Annotated in this window: 13 protein-coding genes; 2 read left to right on the top strand and 11 right to left on the bottom strand. The window is 68.5% G+C overall.

The window, feature by feature from the left end:
• Positions 1-7: 7 nt before the first annotated feature.
• From BN1197_RS00690 to BN1197_RS00660, 7 genes are all read right to left on the bottom strand, one after another.
• A complete protein-coding gene (locus BN1197_RS00690; RefSeq protein ID WP_040155292.1) occupies positions 8-877 on the bottom strand; it encodes a sugar phosphate isomerase/epimerase family protein in 870 nt (289 codons plus the stop codon).
• Positions 878-923: 46 nt separating this feature from the next.
• Entirely contained in the window at positions 924-2,111 is a 1,188-nt protein-coding gene (locus BN1197_RS00685) for a Gfo/Idh/MocA family protein (RefSeq protein ID WP_040155290.1), read from the bottom strand.
• 13 nt (positions 2,112-2,124) lie between these two features.
• Positions 2,125-3,129, bottom strand: a complete 1,005-nt coding sequence (locus BN1197_RS00680; RefSeq protein ID WP_040155287.1) for a Gfo/Idh/MocA family protein — start codon at positions 3,127-3,129, stop codon at positions 2,125-2,127.
• A 38-nt stretch (positions 3,130-3,167) separates the two neighbouring features.
• Positions 3,168-4,100: a TIM barrel protein gene (locus tag BN1197_RS00675; protein ID WP_040155285.1), complete on the bottom strand. Its 933-nt coding sequence runs from the start codon at positions 4,098-4,100 to the stop codon at positions 3,168-3,170.
• Positions 4,101-4,296: 196 nt separating this feature from the next.
• Complete coding sequence (locus BN1197_RS00670; RefSeq protein WP_245851775.1) at positions 4,297-5,901, bottom strand: DNA glycosylase AlkZ-like family protein; 1,605 nt, start codon at positions 5,899-5,901, stop codon at positions 4,297-4,299.
• Between the two features lie 356 nt (positions 5,902-6,257).
• Positions 6,258-7,253, bottom strand: a complete 996-nt coding sequence (locus BN1197_RS00665; protein WP_040155282.1) for a sugar phosphate isomerase/epimerase family protein — start codon at positions 7,251-7,253, stop codon at positions 6,258-6,260.
• A gap of 61 nt (positions 7,254-7,314) precedes the next feature.
• Positions 7,315-8,496 (bottom strand): Gfo/Idh/MocA family protein, encoded by a 1,182-nt coding sequence (locus BN1197_RS00660; protein WP_040155281.1) that lies wholly within the window; start codon positions 8,494-8,496, stop codon positions 7,315-7,317.
• Between the two features lie 149 nt (positions 8,497-8,645).
• Between BN1197_RS00660 and BN1197_RS00655 the strand changes: the two genes are divergently transcribed.
• A complete protein-coding gene (locus BN1197_RS00655; RefSeq protein WP_052465808.1) occupies positions 8,646-9,701 on the top strand; it encodes a LacI family DNA-binding transcriptional regulator in 1,056 nt (351 codons plus the stop codon).
• Between the two features lie 351 nt (positions 9,702-10,052).
• Here BN1197_RS00655 and BN1197_RS00650 read toward each other — a convergent pair whose 3' ends face one another.
• Genes BN1197_RS00650 through iolC form a run of 4 tightly spaced genes read right to left on the bottom strand, consistent with a single transcriptional unit; the run spans position 10,053 to position 14,401 of the window.
• Positions 10,053-11,555 (bottom strand): CoA-acylating methylmalonate-semialdehyde dehydrogenase, encoded by a 1,503-nt coding sequence (locus tag BN1197_RS00650; RefSeq protein ID WP_040155279.1) that lies wholly within the window; start codon positions 11,553-11,555, stop codon positions 10,053-10,055.
• Positions 11,556-11,613: 58 nt separating this feature from the next.
• A complete protein-coding gene (iolB, locus tag BN1197_RS00645; RefSeq protein WP_040155278.1) occupies positions 11,614-12,510 on the bottom strand; it encodes a 5-deoxy-glucuronate isomerase in 897 nt (298 codons plus the stop codon).
• 8 nt (positions 12,511-12,518) lie between these two features.
• Complete coding sequence (locus BN1197_RS00640; protein ID WP_082043500.1) at positions 12,519-13,439, bottom strand: Cgl0159 family (beta/alpha)8-fold protein; 921 nt, start codon at positions 13,437-13,439, stop codon at positions 12,519-12,521.
• Positions 13,440-13,453: 14 nt separating this feature from the next.
• Positions 13,454-14,401 (bottom strand): 5-dehydro-2-deoxygluconokinase, encoded by a 948-nt coding sequence (iolC, locus tag BN1197_RS00635; protein ID WP_040155276.1) that lies wholly within the window; start codon positions 14,399-14,401, stop codon positions 13,454-13,456.
• A gap of 134 nt (positions 14,402-14,535) precedes the next feature.
• Here iolC and BN1197_RS00630 point away from each other — a divergent pair, with 134 nt between their 5' ends.
• Positions 14,536-15,276, top strand: coding sequence for a GntR family transcriptional regulator (locus tag BN1197_RS00630; RefSeq protein ID WP_040155275.1), 741 nt, complete (start codon positions 14,536-14,538; stop codon positions 15,274-15,276).
• The last annotated feature ends 57 nt before the right edge of the window (positions 15,277-15,333 follow it).

The following is a 15,333-nucleotide window of genomic DNA, read 5'->3' as shown; positions in this document are numbered from 1 at the left end:
CCTCGTCTCAGGCGTTCAGCTCGGCCTCGATGCGTTCGCGCATGCGCACGTGGATCGCGTCGGCGTCCTCTTCCCAGCCGAAGACGCACACCGAGACGGGTCCGTCGTAGTCGGTCTCGCGCAGGTAGCCGAAGACCGTGTCCCACGGCACCTCGCCGTTGCCGATCTCGTTGTGCTGGTGGATGCGGGCGTCGACGCCCGGGGGGTTGACGATGTAGCGGTTGCCCACGTTGGCGAGGTGATCGAACACGTCGGCGATGTGCACGTGCCGCAGGCGCGGGCCGGCGTATTCGAGCATGGCCCGCGCATCGGGGTTGCCCTGGCCGAGGTGGAACATGTGCGGGCAGCAGAACTCGTAGTTGAACCAGTCCTTGTCGACGCCACGGACGATCTGCACCGCGCGGGCGTTGTCCTCGACGAAGTCGTAGGGGTGCGCCTCGACGGTGCACTCGATGCCGTGCCGTTCGAAGTCGGGGATCAGTTCCTCGATCGACTTGTAGAACGACGCCTCGCTCCGCAGCGGCTGGTTGGGGTCGCCGGAGAACTCGGTGGCGATCATCGGCACCTCGAGTTCGCTCGCGATCTGCAACAGACGCCGGAAGCACCGCACGGCGTGCTCACGGTCCTGCTCGTCGGGCGCCGACCAGTTGTAGACGGGGTTGAAGGTCCAGATCTTCACCCCCGTCTCCGCCATCGCCTTCTTCGTCTCGGTGAGGAGGGCCCGGTCGACCTTCGGGTAGTGGTGCCATTCGTGGAAGTCGGCTCGTGGGGAGAGCTCCAGGTAGGAGTAGCCGAGGTCGCTGGCCTTGCGCAGTTCGTCGGCCACCGACAGGTGCGGGTGATACATCGAGGGGTCGAGCAGGATCTTCACGGCCATGGCGGCTCTCCTGGTGTCTCCGGGGGTCGGTCTGGGCGGCGGGGGATCAGATCGTCGTCGGGCCCTCGACGCGGGGGACGTCGTGCCAGGTGCCGTCGGCGGCGGAGGCCACGCAGGCCTCGTCGCACTCGGCGGCCGCCCAGGCGTCGGCGGCCGAGGGGGCGAGCTGCTCGTCCTCGAGCACCGATTCGCAGAACTGCGCGGCCTCGACGGTCTTCATGTCGTCGAACCCCATGAGCTGGCCCGGCCCGGGCTGGAACCGGCCGAAGTCGCCGTGGGAGGCATCCGACATGATGCGCGTGTACCCGTGGTGGCGGGGGTTGTCGTCGTCGATGAGGACCTCGAGGTGCATGTGGTTCTCGTAGTTCCACCGCAGGCTGCCCTTGGTGCCGTACACCTCGACGACGTACTCGGCGCGGGGGCCGTGGGCGACGCGGTTGGCCTCGAACGTGCCGATGATGCCGGAGTCGAAGCGGGCGAGGGCGGCGCCGTAGTCCTCGTTCTCGACGGGGTACTTCTCCTTCGTGACCGGCACCTTGCCGTGGCCGATCGTGGCGGCCAACCCCTTGGGACGCTCGGTGACGAACGTGCCCGAGGTCGCGCTGATCGAGCTGATGCGGTCTCCGACGACGAACTGCACGAGGTCGAAGCCGTGGCTGAGAAGGTCGCCGAAGACTCCGGAGCCACCCTGCTCGCGGGAGTAACGCCAGGTGAGGGGGCCGTCCTCGGCGGAGGCGTAGTCGGCGATCCACCAGGAGCGCACGTTGGTCACGCGGCCGAGCCGGCCGTCGGCGACGAGGGCGCGTGCGTGCATGATCGCGGGGGTGTGGCGGTAGTTGAACCCGACGGCCGTGCGCAGCCCGGCCTTCTGGGCGGCGAGCGCGATCTCTCTGCTCTGCCGCGCGTTGACGCCCATCGGCTTCTCGATCCAGAACGGCTTGCCCGCCTCGATCGCCGCGAGCGCCATCTCGTGGTGGAGGAAGTTGGGGCCGCAGATCGAGACGAGTTCGACGTCGGGGTCGGCGAGAAGGTCGTGATAGTCGGCGTAGGCGCGCTCGAAACCGAGGTTCTCGGTGGCCTCGTCGCGGAACGCCTCGACGCGGTCGGCCGTCGCGACGAGTCGCGGCTCGATGCCGAGTTCGGGGTAGCGCTCGCGGATCTGCTTGTAGGCGCGGGTGTGGAGGCGGCCCATCCAGCCCAGGCTGATGACGCCGATACCGATCTGTCGTGTCATGTCGTCCTCGTGCTCAGGCGTAGAAGTCGGGCTTGTCGATCATCTCGACCGGCACCCAACCGTCGGACTGCAGGGCCCGCACTCCGGCGTCGCACACGCAGGCGGCGGCGTAGCCGTCCCACGACGTCGACCCGGCGTGCTCACCGGCCGCGACCGCGGAGATCCACTGCTGGACCTCGGTGACGAACGCGGCGCCGAAGCGCTCGTTGTGGTCCATCGTCAGCACGTGGTGGCGGCCGATCTTGCCGGTGCGTTCGATGACCTGCTGGTCGGAGAGCCGGATCGTGCCGAGTTCGGCGACGGCCTCGCACTGGATGTCGTAGGAGTGCTGGTCGTTGACGAAGATCTCGTCGTCGATCCAGATGCCCGAGGACGTCTCCATGATGAGGATCAGAGGATCCTGCAGGTGCTCGAAGCGGTAGGAGGTCTTCTTCGGCTTGTCGACGCGTACCGAGACGATCTCCTCGCCGGTGAGCCACCGCATCGTGTCGATCTCGTGGATGCCGGTGTCGTTGATCGCCATGTCCCACGTGTACCGCTCGGGCACGGTGGGGTTGCGGTGGCGGTTGTGGATGATGAGGGTCTCGCCGACCTCGCCGGAGTCGAGGACCGCCTTCATCTCCTGGTAGGAGCGGTCGAACCGGCGCATGAACCCGACCGTGACGAGACGACGCCCGGCCTTCTGCTCGGCCTCCATGATGCGCAGCGCGCTCTCGGCGTCGGGGGTGAGCGGCTTCTCGCAGAACACCGGCTTGCCAGCCTCGATGCAGGCGATGACGTCCTCGGCGTGGGCCGGGCCGTAGCTGCAGATCATCACGGCGTCGACGTCGGGTGAGCCGATGAGTTCGGCGGAGCTGTCGAACCCGCGGACGCCGTACTTCTCCGAGACGGTCTTGACGTTGTCGGCCGCGATGTCGGAGACGCCGACGAGCTCGCCGCCCGCGATGACCGTGCGGATGCGGTCGAGGTGGGCCTGACCCATGCCTCCGGGGCCGATCATGCCGATACGTACTGCCATGGCTGGTCCTCTTCTCTCGTCGCGTGAGCTCGTGGTCGTCACTTGAGGCCGAGGCCGCACTCGGCCAGGTACTCGCGCGTCTTGATGGCGTTGGGCAGGGGGTAGCTCGGGTCGCAGGGGTACATGTCCTGCTCGCAGATGACGTAGAGGTCCTTGTCGAGGTCGGCGAGCGCCTCGATGAGCCCGGGCATCTTCGGCTCACCGGCGGGCGGGGCGACCGAGCAGCCCTTGGCCACGGCCTGACCGAACGGCCAGTCGTCGTCGTGGGCCTGCTTGACGAGGTCGGCGTCCATCGCCTTGATGTGCACGTAGTCGATGCGCTCGGGGTAGTCCTTGATGATGTCGATCGGGTCGGACTGGCCGTAGACGATGTGACCGGTGTCGAGGCAGAAGCCGACGTAGTCGGGATCGGTGGCGCCGAAGATGCGGTCGATGTCCTCGCGGGTCTCGATGTGGCTGTCGCCGTGCGGGTGCAGCACCATCTTGAGGCCGTAGTCGTCCTTCATCATGCGGCCGAGGCGGTCGGCGTTGGCGATGTAGAGGTCCCACGCCTCCGGGGAGAGCACGCGGTCGTCGGTGAACTCCCACGTCTTGTCGTCGCGGAACAGCGGGGGCAGGTGCACGACGTACTCGGCGCCGACCGCGGCGTGGGTCTCGCCGATCGCGCGGAAGGTCTTCTCGGTCTCGGCCCAGGCCTCCTCCTTGTGGAGGATGCCCCAGCCGGTGCCGGCGACGACCTGGAAGCCGTGGTCGTCCATGACCCGCTTCAGCTCCGCCGGGTCGGTGGGGAAGTAGCCGAAGGGCCCGGTCTCCATGATCGAGAACCCGGCCTGCTGCATCTCGGCCAACGCCGTCTGCCAGGGAATCTGCTTGGGATCCTGCGGGAACCACACGCCCCACTGATCGGGACACACCCCGATCGCGAGCCTGGAGTAGCGAGGGTCGGTGTTGCGAGCCTTGGATTCCGCCATTGGAAAGCCCTCCTCGGGGTGTCCCGATCGTCCGCGGTGACGTGTCGAGATCAACCTATCGCAGAAAAATGTTCGGTCAATAGGTCATTAGGTACAGGATGGGTGCGGAGCCACGGTCTGTACCTGCGGCTGAGAGTCCTCCTGCCAGCCCACCGCTCGGCTCGTTCCCGGGCAATCTCGAGGGACACCTCTCCGCTCACGGGCGTGTGTACTTGGCGCCGCGGCGCTCCCCGACCAGTCGCAACTCGTCCCGGTCGACCATGCGCTTGAGCACTGCCCTTGCCTGCGTCGGCGACAACTGACACAGCCCGGCTGCCTGCGACCGGGTGATCGACCCATACGCATCCACGTAGTCACGGATCATCCGTTGTTGCTGGATCGGGTCTGCCCCCTTGACTCTGACGTACGCGCTCCGGTCCTGCGCGAGGTCGTAGAAGCGCGGGGTCAGATGAAGCCGTCGGCTACGGCCCACACCTCGTGCCTCCAGAATTCCCATTTCGACGAGTTGGGTGGAGGTGTTGCGCGCGACGGCGGGGAGCATGGACAGCGATACGGCAAGCTCACCGGGCGTGGCTGACCCCATTTCCTTGATCTCGTGCATCACCCGCAACTGGTCCAGTCCGAGGGGGCGCTGTTGCTCGTTCTCGAACGTGAGCAGGAAGCGGACCAAATCGAGGTCGGCCGTACCGAGGGGAACGGAGACCATGACCGAGTTCGTCGTGGATCGTGCGTAGCTCGGGGCGTCGCGACCGGCGCGCAGCTGCTGTTCGAACATCTCGTTGACGCCCTTGCCCTTGCGCTCGACCAGCCCCGCCCGTTTGAAGGCATCGGCCAGGATCGGGCTCCGAGGACGCGACTCGTTGAGGATGTTCTGAATAGTGACCCCCGGAGGTAGACCTTCTGGGCTGCTGACGACGAACTCTGCGTCGTCGATCTGCACCCTCGTGGGCCCCAGCGCCGAGTAGTCACGGTGCACGATGGCGTTCGCGACTGCTTCGCGTCGGGTGACGGACGGAATGAGTGAAACCTCGACGCGGTGGATCCCCGCCATCAGCTCGGTCACGCTGTTCCGCGCATCGATGAGTGCTTGCAGCGTCTCGCTGACGCGAAGGAGTGGGCCGACGATGCGGTCATTGGCTGCGCTCTCACCCTTTCGCAGATCCTGGAAGACGAACTCGGCGTTGGGCACCCATCGCGATATGGCGGCGGGTCTGCCGAACAGCAGGATGGCCCCGAGACTGAGTGGCGAACCGATGGGAACCAAGCCGAGCGCCCTGAGGATGTCCTCGTCTTGCAGTGACGCCGTGCTGTCGCCGGTGAGGCTGCAGAGGCGGCGATAGCGATCGAACTCGGCAGGGTCGAGGTCCGCGTGGGTGGCACCCGTGGCGGCGGCAGCTGCGTAGTCCTGTCCGCGGGTCAACATTCCCAAGCTCACGATCTCCTGCGGGGACATGGGCACGCACTGGGGTTGGCCGAGGGTGTCGAGGACACGCTTCGTGTAATACCCGTCCTTGGTGGCGACTGGACCGGGCGTCGCCCGAGGCACATCGATTCGGAACACGGCCCGCCCCTCGATGTCCTCCAGTCGAGCCTCGACACCAAGAGGGGGATCCGTGCTGTTCTGGACGTACGCCGCCACGCGCACCGGATCCCTGTGGCCGCCGGGCCGATCCCGCGCCCCCACAACCTGGCCGTCGTCGTCCACGCCGAGAAGGAGCGTTCCTCCCTGGGCGTTCGCCAGACAGGCGACGGCCTTGGTCAGTTCACGATCGTTGAGGTGAGACTTGAACTCGGTCGTCAGTGTCTCGCCGCCACGGATCAGGTCGCGCGTATCCTTGCGTCATAGTTTCGCATAGATATGACTGATAAGCACCATGATGCTCATGGAGTCATATGTTTTGAAATCAATGAAGGACTGCCTCCAGCGGGCTGGGCTGCCCCGACGTCCCAGGCGAGGCGCTCGGGTTGGCAGCACCATCACCGTCTCTGACAACGAGATCCCCGCCTCATGACACAGCATCGCGGGTCGCGAGAGCGCCCTCGGCCGTCACCACCTTCACGATGACGAGACTCCCGGCCGGATGGTCTCCGGCCGGGAGTCTCGGGGGCCCGGGACGGGCGGTTCAGGGAACTGCCCTCACGGTGTGACGTCGGTGGTCAGCCGACCTTCTCGGCTGCCGCGAGCAGGGTCTTGGCCGCGAAGCCGAGACCGTCGAGGGTGCTCATCTCGGCGTCCTCGTGCTCGATGTTGACGACCATCTCGGGGTCGACCTCCTTGAGCGCGGTGAGCACCTCCACCCAGTAGTCCTCCTCGTGGCCGACGCCGACGGCGACGAATCGCCAGGCCGGGTCCGACGGCCAGGAGTTGCACCAGTACCCGTACGCGACGGGGGTCTTGTTCTCGGCGTCGGCGGGGACCTTGCCGAAGTCGACGTCGAGGACGCCCTTCGTCTTCACCCCGTCGAAGAGCTTGATGTCCTTCGCGGCGGCGAAGAAGATGCGGTCGCCCAGGGTGCGGATGACTGTCGGAACGTCCATCTGCTGCCACATGAGGTGACTGGTGTCCATCTCGACGCCGACGTTGGTCGCGCCGGTCTCGGCGATGAGGCGCTGGAAGGTCGTCGCGTTGAAGACGAGGTTGCGCGGGTGCAGTTCGATGGCGACCCGCACGTCCCACCTGCGCGCGAGCTCGTCGATCTCCTTCCAGAACGGCACGGCGACGCTCCACTGGTAGTCGAGGATCTCCATGTCGATGCCGTTCCAGGCGTTGATGACCCACGTCGGGTACTTCGCGGTCGGGTCGGTGCCGGGCAGGCCGGACATCGTGATGACGTGCTTCACGCCGAGCCTGCCGGCGGCCTCGATGGAACGGCGCAGGTCGTCGGCGTGCTTGAGTCCCTCGTTCGGCAGCGGCGAGAGCGGGTTGCCGTTGCAGTTGAGCGCCGTGAGTTCGACCCCTGCGTCCTCGAAGATCTTCAGGTAGTCACGGCGTGCGGACTCCGAGGCGAGGATCGCGTCCACCGGGCAGTGCGGCGCAGGAATGAACCCGCCGGAGTTCACCTCCGCGGAGGTGAGGCCCATGCCTGTGAGGATCTCGAGGGCTTCGGGCAGCGACTTGTCGGACAGGCACGCGGTGTAGGCGCCGAATTTCATCGTGACTCCTGGTGAGCGGTGTTGGAAAGGGTCGAGGGTGTCGTCGCGTGTGGTGCGGGTGTCAGGCGGCGGGCACGTCGACGACCCCGCCGCCGGTGGCGTCGGAGCGCACGACGGCGTCGACGACCTCGAGGGTGTGCAGTCCGTCGGCCCAGGTCGCGCACGTGGGAACCTCGTCGAGGCCGACGATCTGATCGAGGAAGGCCCGGGCCTGGTACGCGAACGACTCGGCGTTGCCGGAGCCGTTGGCCGGGGCCTGCATCGGGTAACCGCCGCCGAAGTACGGATCCGTCGGGCCGACGAGAACCTGACGCGGGCCGGAGGGGAAGTCCCCGGCGGCGCCACCGAGGGTGTACTCGGCGGGGCGGTGCCAGTCGAAGGCGGCCATGCCCCGGGTGCCGTGGATGGCGAACGACATGCCGTTGGGCATGCCGAAAGCGGTGCGCGAGCAGGAGATCGTGGCCGAGAGCCCGTTGTCGAAGCGGGCGACGAAGGAGGCGGTGTCCTCGTTCGTCACGGCGCCGCGTTCGTCGCTCACCTCGGCCCTGCCGTGACCGACGACCATGCCGAGCGGGATGGGTCGGGTCGGGATGGCGGTGACGAGGCTGCCGCCGCTGACCGAGACGATGCGGCCGTTCGTCACGTGTTCGAGCATGTCGATGAGGTGGGTGCCGATGTCGGCGAGGGCACCGGACCCGGGCTCGCCGAGGTAACGCCAGGTCAGCGGGCCGTCTGGGTCGCAGGAGTAGTCGCACCAGTACCGGCCGTCGATGACCGAGAGATCGCCGAGGTCGCCGTTCGCGATGCGGTTGCGAATCGCGCCGACCGCGGCGACCCGGCGGTAGGTGTACCCGGTCGCGGTGATGAGGTCGGTGTTCTTCTCGAGCTCGGCCATCCGACGCGCGTCGGCGAGGTTGCCGGCCAGGGGCTTCTCGCACAGCACGTGCTTGCCGGATTCGAGCATGAGCGTGGAGAACGGCAGGTGCAGATCGTTGCCGACGACGACGCTGACGGCATCGATGCTGTCGTCGGCCGCGAGCTCCTCGACGCTGGAGTAGTACCTCTCGTACCCGTAGCGACGAGCGGCGTCCTCACCGAGTTCGGCGTTGCTGTCGACGATCGCGGCGAGCCGGATCGGCGGCAGCTCGCTGCCCCACAGGGTTCCGGCGTTGCGGTACGCGGCGGCGTGCGAGCGTCCGGCCATGCCGGCGCCGATGACGGCCACGCTGATCTGGTCGGCCATGGGATGACTCCTTCGTCATGGTGCCGAGGGGAACCGGAACGTTCCGGTACGGTGAGACTAGAACGTTCCGGCGACGCCCCGCAAGGGTTTGTCAAGACAATCTGTCCGGCGTCCCTCGTGGGCGAGGAGGCTCGACGAGGGAGGCGGATATGGCGCGGGTGACGATCGTCGACGTGGCGAAGGCGGCGGGGGTGTCGACGTCGACGGCGTCGGTGGCCCTTCGCGGCGAGGCGGGAGTGTCGGAGGCGACGCGTGAGCGTGTGGTCGCCACCGCGGCCGAACTCGGGTACCGCGTCGACCACCGGGCGCGCCTGCTGCGCGAATCCCGTTCCCGTGCGGTCGGGGTGACGTTCCGGCCGGCGCAGGCGTTCCACGCCGACGTCGTCGAGGCGCTGTACGAAGCGGCGTCCGAGCGGGGCGTCGATCTCGTGTTGTCGGCGATCACCGCGACGCGCGGGCCCGACGCCGCAGTCGAGGCCCTGCTGCGCGACCGGTGCTCCGCGCTCGTGCTCATCAGCCCCGAGGTGGACGAGGCCGCGCTCACGGGGTGGGCGGCGCAGGTGCCCGTCGTCGTGCTCGGATCACCGCTGCGGGCGGCGGGAGTGGGGGTCGTCTCGACCGACGAGGCCGCCGGTATGGCTCTCGCCGTCGATCACCTCGTGGCGCTCGGCCACCGCGACATCCTCCACGTCGACGGCGCCGACGGTGTCATGGCCGTGACCCGCGCTGAGGCCTATCGCGACGCGATGCACCGCCACGGGCTGACGCCCCGGGTCGCCCACGGTGGCGTCACGGAAGAGGCAGGTATCGCCGCCGCCGAACGCCTGCTCGAGCACGACTCGGCAGCCCGGCCCACCGCGGTCGTCGCGTACAACGACATGGCCGCGATCGGACTCCTGCTCACCCTGCGCGCCGCCGGCGTCGCCGTGCCCGGCGACATCGCGGTCGTGGGCTACGACGACACCCGAACGGCGAGACTCTCGACCATCGGCCTCACGAGCGTCTCCCAGGATCCGCGCGCACTGGCGGCCGCCACCCTGGCAGCGCTGGAGAACGCCACCCACGCCGCGTCCGATTCACCGAACACGTCGCCGGGTCGAAACGCGAGCGACACCGCCGAGGACCCCGGTGGGCAGAAGCCCACAGAGCAGACCGCCGTCACGACCCATCCCCGCCTCGCCATCCGTTCCACGACCGTGCGCTGACCAGAGCCCCGACACGCCCCGCCAAGACGTGAACCCCGCCGGATCGGTCACGATCCGGCGGGGTTCCGCCCACGTGGGACGCGTGTCCTCAGCCCTTCGTCAGTCGTTCTGTGCCGGATGGAACGACTTCCTCGGGCCTCCGGGCCTCGGTCGCTAGCGCTCCCTCGTGTCCTCGGCCTCTCGTCAGTCGTTCTGTGCTGGATGGAACGACCTCCTCGGGCCTCCGGGCCTCGGTCGCTAGCGCTCCCTCGTGTCCTCAGCCCTTCGTCAGTCGTTCTGTGCTGGATAGAACGACCTCCTCGGGCCTCCGGGCCTCGGTCGCTAGCGCTCCCTCGTGTCCTCAGCCCTTCGTCAGTCGTTCTGTGGGAAGCCGAGGTTGAGGCCCCCGTGGCTCGGGTCGAGCCAGCGCTGGGTCACGGCCTTGGTCTTCGTGAAGAAGTGCACGCCTTCCATGCCGTGGGCGTGGGTGTCGCCGAACAGGGAGTTCTTCCAGCCGCCGAAGGAGTGGTACGACATCGGGGTCGGGATCGGCACGTTGATGCCGACCATGCCGACCTGCACCTCGGTCTGGAAGCGCCGGGCGGCGCCACCGTCGTTGGTGAAGATCGTGACGCCGTTGCCGAACGGGTTGTCGTTGATGAGCTGCAGCCCCTCGTCGAAGCTGTGCACGCGCACCACCGACAGAACGGGTCCGAAGATCTCGTCGGTGTAGATCGACATCTCGGGCTTGACGTCGTCGAACAGCGTGGGCAGCAGGAAGAACCCGTCCTTGCTGCCGCCCTGCCACTCGCCCTCGCGGCCGTCGATGACCAGCGTCGCGCCCTCGGATTCGCCGGCGTCGATGTAGCCCTTGACCTTGTCACGGTGCGCGCCGGTGACGAGCGGGCCCATGTCGACGCCCTCGCCGTTGCCCTCGCCGGTGGTGAGGGTCGCGGTGCGCTCCTTGATCTTCGCGACGAGCTCGTCGGCGATCGTGTCGACCGCGAGCAGCACCGAGATCGCCATGCACCGCTCGCCGGCGGCGCCGTACCCGGCGTTGACCGCGGCGTCGGCGGCGAGGTCCAGGTCGGCGTCGGGCAGCACGAGCATGTGGTTCTTCGCGCCGCCGAGAGCCTGGACGCGCTTGCCGTTCTTCGTGCCCGTCTCGTACACGTACTGCGCGATCGGGGTCGAGCCGACGAACGAGATCGACTTCACCGTCGGGTTCTCCAGCAGCGCGTCGACGGCCTCCTTGTCGCCGTGCACGACGTTCATCACGCCGTCGGGCAGGCCGGCCTCACGCCACAGGTCGGCGATGAGGTTGACGGCGCTCGGGTCCTTCTCGCTGGGCTTGATGACCACGGCGTTGCCCGCAGCGATCGCCACCGGCACGAACCACAGCGGCACCATCGCCGGGAAGTTGAACGGCGAGATGACACCCACGACGCCCAACGGCTGCAGGATCGAGTAGGCGTCGACGTTGGTCGACACGTTCTCGTTGTACCCACCCTTGAGGATCTGGCCGATGCCGCAGGCGAACTCGACGACCTCCAGGCCGCGGTTGATCTCACCGACCGCGTCCGGGTACGTCTTGCCGTGCTCGGCGACGATCGTCTTGGCGATCTCGCCCTTGCGCTCGTCGAGCAGCTGGCGGAACGCGAACAGCACACGCGTGCGCTTGGCGATCGAGGTACGACCCCACACCTTCGCGGCCTCGTCGGCCTTGGCGACGACCTCGTCGACGAGCGCGCGGCTCGCCAGGTCGAGGGTGCCGGTGACCTCACCGGTGGCGGGGTTGAACACCTCGGAGGTGCGCTCGGCCGTGCCCTCCCAGGAGGAGTGGCCGATGAGGTGAGTGATACGGGACGGGCTCATGGATGAATCCTTCGTGTCGGTTCGCGAACGTGGGCAGGGAGATGAGAGTCGTACGGGGTCAGGACTTCTCGTGCAGGGGCAGGCGCGGGTCGACGTCCTGACCCGGCCAGGCGTCACGCACCCAGCCGTGGGCGGGGTCGTCGCAGATGAGCCAGACGCGCTCCTCGCCGGGGCCGGCCATGACGTTGAGGTAGTACATGTCGTAGCCGGTGGGGGCCATCGCCGGACCGTGCCAGCCGTGCGGCACGAGGACCGTGTCGCCGCTGCGCACCTCGGCGAGCACGTCGATCGGCCGGTCGTCGGTGCCGTACACCCGCTGGTAGCCCATGGGGTCGGCGCCCTCCGGCGCGCCGTCCTCCGCGCGCATCTCGAAGTAGTAGATCTCCTCGAGGCTCGACTCCTCGCCCGGGCGCTCCTCGTCGTGCTTGTGCGGCGGGTAGGAGCTCCAGTTGCCGGCGGGCGTGATGACCTCGCACGCGATGATCGAGTCGGCCTCGAGAGTGCCAGGGGTGCCGAAGTTCTGCACCTGTCGGCTGGCCTGGCCCGCACCGCGCAGCTCGACCGGCACGTCCTTCGCCTCGATCTTGGCCACGGGAAAGGCCGAGCGGGCGGTTGCCGACGGCCACGCGTACCGACCACCGCCGACGGAGGTGACGGTCACCTCGGCGTCACGCGGCACGTAGACGAGGTCCGTCGGTCCGCTGAAGACGTCCTTGCGACCGGCGAGCTCGAACTCCTGCGTGTACCCCTCGGCCGTGACCGAGACGCGGGCGGCGCCGGAGAGCGGCAGCACGATGTACTCGCACTCGCCGGTGCTCACCGTGCGCGACTCACCGTCGGCGAGATCGGCGACGAGCAGGCCGGTGTGCGCCCAGCCCGGGTCGCCGGGCCGGATCACGGTGACGTCGAACCCCTCGGCGGCGGTGGTGCCGCGAGGCTTGAACCAGTCGGACATCGGGTTCCTCACTTTCCGGGGTGAACGAGGGAGGCGGCCACGTCGACCGCGTCGGCGACGCGACCGTCGGGCGGGTAGAGCAGGGTGCGGCCCACGACGAGACCCCGGGCGACCGGGTGCATGAGCGCGTCGTTCCAGCGACCGAACACGACATCGGGATCCTCGCGGGGGTCTCCACCGAGCAGCAACGTCGGCAGCGTCGTCGCGTCGAGCACCCGCGGCATGTCCTCGACGACCGGCAGCTTGAGCCACGTGTAGGCGCTCGTCGTGCCGAGGCCCGAGGCCACCTGAATCGACCGGATCACCGAGTCGGGGTCGAGCAGGTTGCCCACTCGTCCCGCGGCGTCGCGGCGCGACCAGAACGGCTCGACCATCGCCATGAGCCGGTGTCGCGCGAGGTCGGAGACGGCCTGCGCGCAGGCGACCATCGTCGACGCCGTGCCGGGGTCGTCGAGCGCGATGCGGCAGAGCATCTTGCCACCGTCGATGCCCGCCTGGGCGAGCGCGGGGGCGTCGTACCCGGTGAAGCGGTCGTCGAGCTCGAAGACGGCACCCGCGAGGCCGCCGCGGTTCATCGACCCGACGACGATCTTGTCCTCGAGCAGCCCGAGCAGCAGCAGGTCCTCGAGGATGTCGGGCGTGCCGAGGACGCCGTCGACACCCGGCCGCGACAGCGCGGTCGCGAGCCGATGCAGCAGGTCGTGGCGCGAGGCCATCGCCATCGGCTCGTCGCGCACCCCGAGCGCACCCCGCGCGGGGTGGTCGGCGGCCACGAGCAGCAGCCGGTCGACGCCCGGCCCGAGGTGACGCCGGCGGCGCTTCGCCCACGCCTCGGCGATCTGCTCAGGGTGGGCCAGACGCGTTCGGGTGAGGGCACCCGTGTCGATGCCGGCGTCGTGGGCGCCGAGGCGGGGGGCGGTGGTCGTCATCTCCGGCGCGGTCATCACGCACCCTCCACACTGCGGAGGAGGTCCTCGACCTCGTCCTGCGTCGGCATGGCCGAGGAGCATTCGAGCCGCGCGCACACGAGGGCGCCGGCGGCGTTGGCGAACCGCACGGTGCGCTCGATGTCCCAGCCGGAGAGCAGCCCGTGGCAGAGGGCCCCGCCGAACGCGTCACCCGCTCCGAGACCGTTGACGACGTCGACGGTGATGGGCGGAATCTCCGCCCGCTCGTCGGGGGTCGCGACGAGGACGCCCTTCGGCCCCTGCTTGACCACGGCGATCTCGATGCCGTGGTCGAGCAACGCGCTCGCAGCGCGGTGCGGGTCGGACTCGCCGACCGCGACACGGCACTCCTCGGCGTTGCCGACGGCGATCGTGCAGTGCTGCAACGACTCCTGTACGACCGCGGTGGTCTCGGCCTCCGAACCCCAGAACATGGGCCGGTAGTCGAGGTCGATGATCGTGTGCTGCCGCCGACCGCGGATCTCCCACGCACGCCGGTGGGCCGATCGGCTGGGCTCCTCCGAGAGGCCGGTCACGGTCGACCAGAAGATGCGGGCGTCGCGCACGACGTCGGCGGGGATCTCGTCCGGCTCGATCATGAGGTCGGGTGCCGTGGGGTAGCGGTAGAAGTACAGAGGAAAGTCGTCGGGGGGAAAGATCTCGCAGAAGGTCACCGGCGTGGGCAGGCCGGGCACGGGCCGCACGTGGGAGTCGTCGACGCCGAACTCCTGCAGGGCGCGGTGGACGAAGCGGCCGAAAGGGTCGTCGCCGGTACGAGAGATGATCGCCGTCGAGCGGCCGTAGCGCGCGCCCGCAACGGTGACGTTGGTCGCGCTGCCGCCGAGGAACTTGCCGAACGACTCGACGTCCTCGAGGCCGACGCCGGTCTGCAGGGGGTAGATGTCGACACCGATCCGCCCGATGGCGACGAGATCGAGGGCCATGACGCTCCTTCGCGCTTCGATGGGCTGTGGCCCCACCCTGGTACACCCGCCCACACCTGTCAAGAGTTTGTCTTTACAAATGGACCTGACTCGGGAATCCCAAGAACAATGGCAAGCTGGGCTAACCTCTTGACATGGTTGTCGAGCTTCCCGTCGTCATCGACCGGTCCAGCCCCGTCCCGCTCTACCACCAGCTGGCCGAGCAGCTGACCGCGATGGTGGAGGACGGAACGCTCAAACCGGGCGATCCGTTCGAGAACGAGCTGGCGCTCGCCGAACGCCTGCAGCTCAGCCGGCCGACGGTACGCCGAGCGATCTCCGAACTCGTCTCCCGCGGCCTGTTGATCCGACGCCGCGGCGTGGGCACGACGGTCGCCAACCAGGTCGTCCACCGCCGTGACGAGCTCACAAGCCTGTACGAGGACCTCGTCCGCAGCGGCCGCACCCCCTCCACCGAGGTGCTCGAACTGCGCACCGACGCGATCGACGAGCAGGCCGCCGAGGCCCTCGGCCAGCCGCACGACGCGCCGCTGGTCTACATCGAACGGTTGCGTTCGGCCGACAACGGGCCCCTTGCCATCCTGCGCAACTGGCTCGCCCCCGAATACGCCGACATCACGGCCGAGGATCTCACTCGCGACGGTCTGTACGCCCTGCTGCGGGCCCGCGGACGCCAGCCCGTCGTCGCCCACCAGACCATCGGCGCACGAGGCACCGACGCGCGCGAACGCCGGCTCCTCGAGCTCGGCAAGTCCGACCCGTTGCTCACGATGACCCGCAAGGCGTACGACGCCGCCGGGGTGGCCGTCGAGTTCGGCGACCACTGCTACCGCGCCGACCAGTACGCCTTCGACATCACGGTGTACGAGCGGTAGGCGCGAACCTCCCCGCCGAACCGGCGCATCGATGAGACGACCCCGCCGCCCGAAACG

It is taken from the genome of Mobilicoccus massiliensis, from assembly GCF_000826525.2.
Taxonomy (GTDB): Bacteria; Actinomycetota; Actinomycetes; order Actinomycetales; family Dermatophilaceae; genus Mobilicoccus; species Mobilicoccus massiliensis.
Note: the sequence above shows the minus strand (reverse complement) of the source record. Positions and strands in the feature narration are given on the sequence as shown.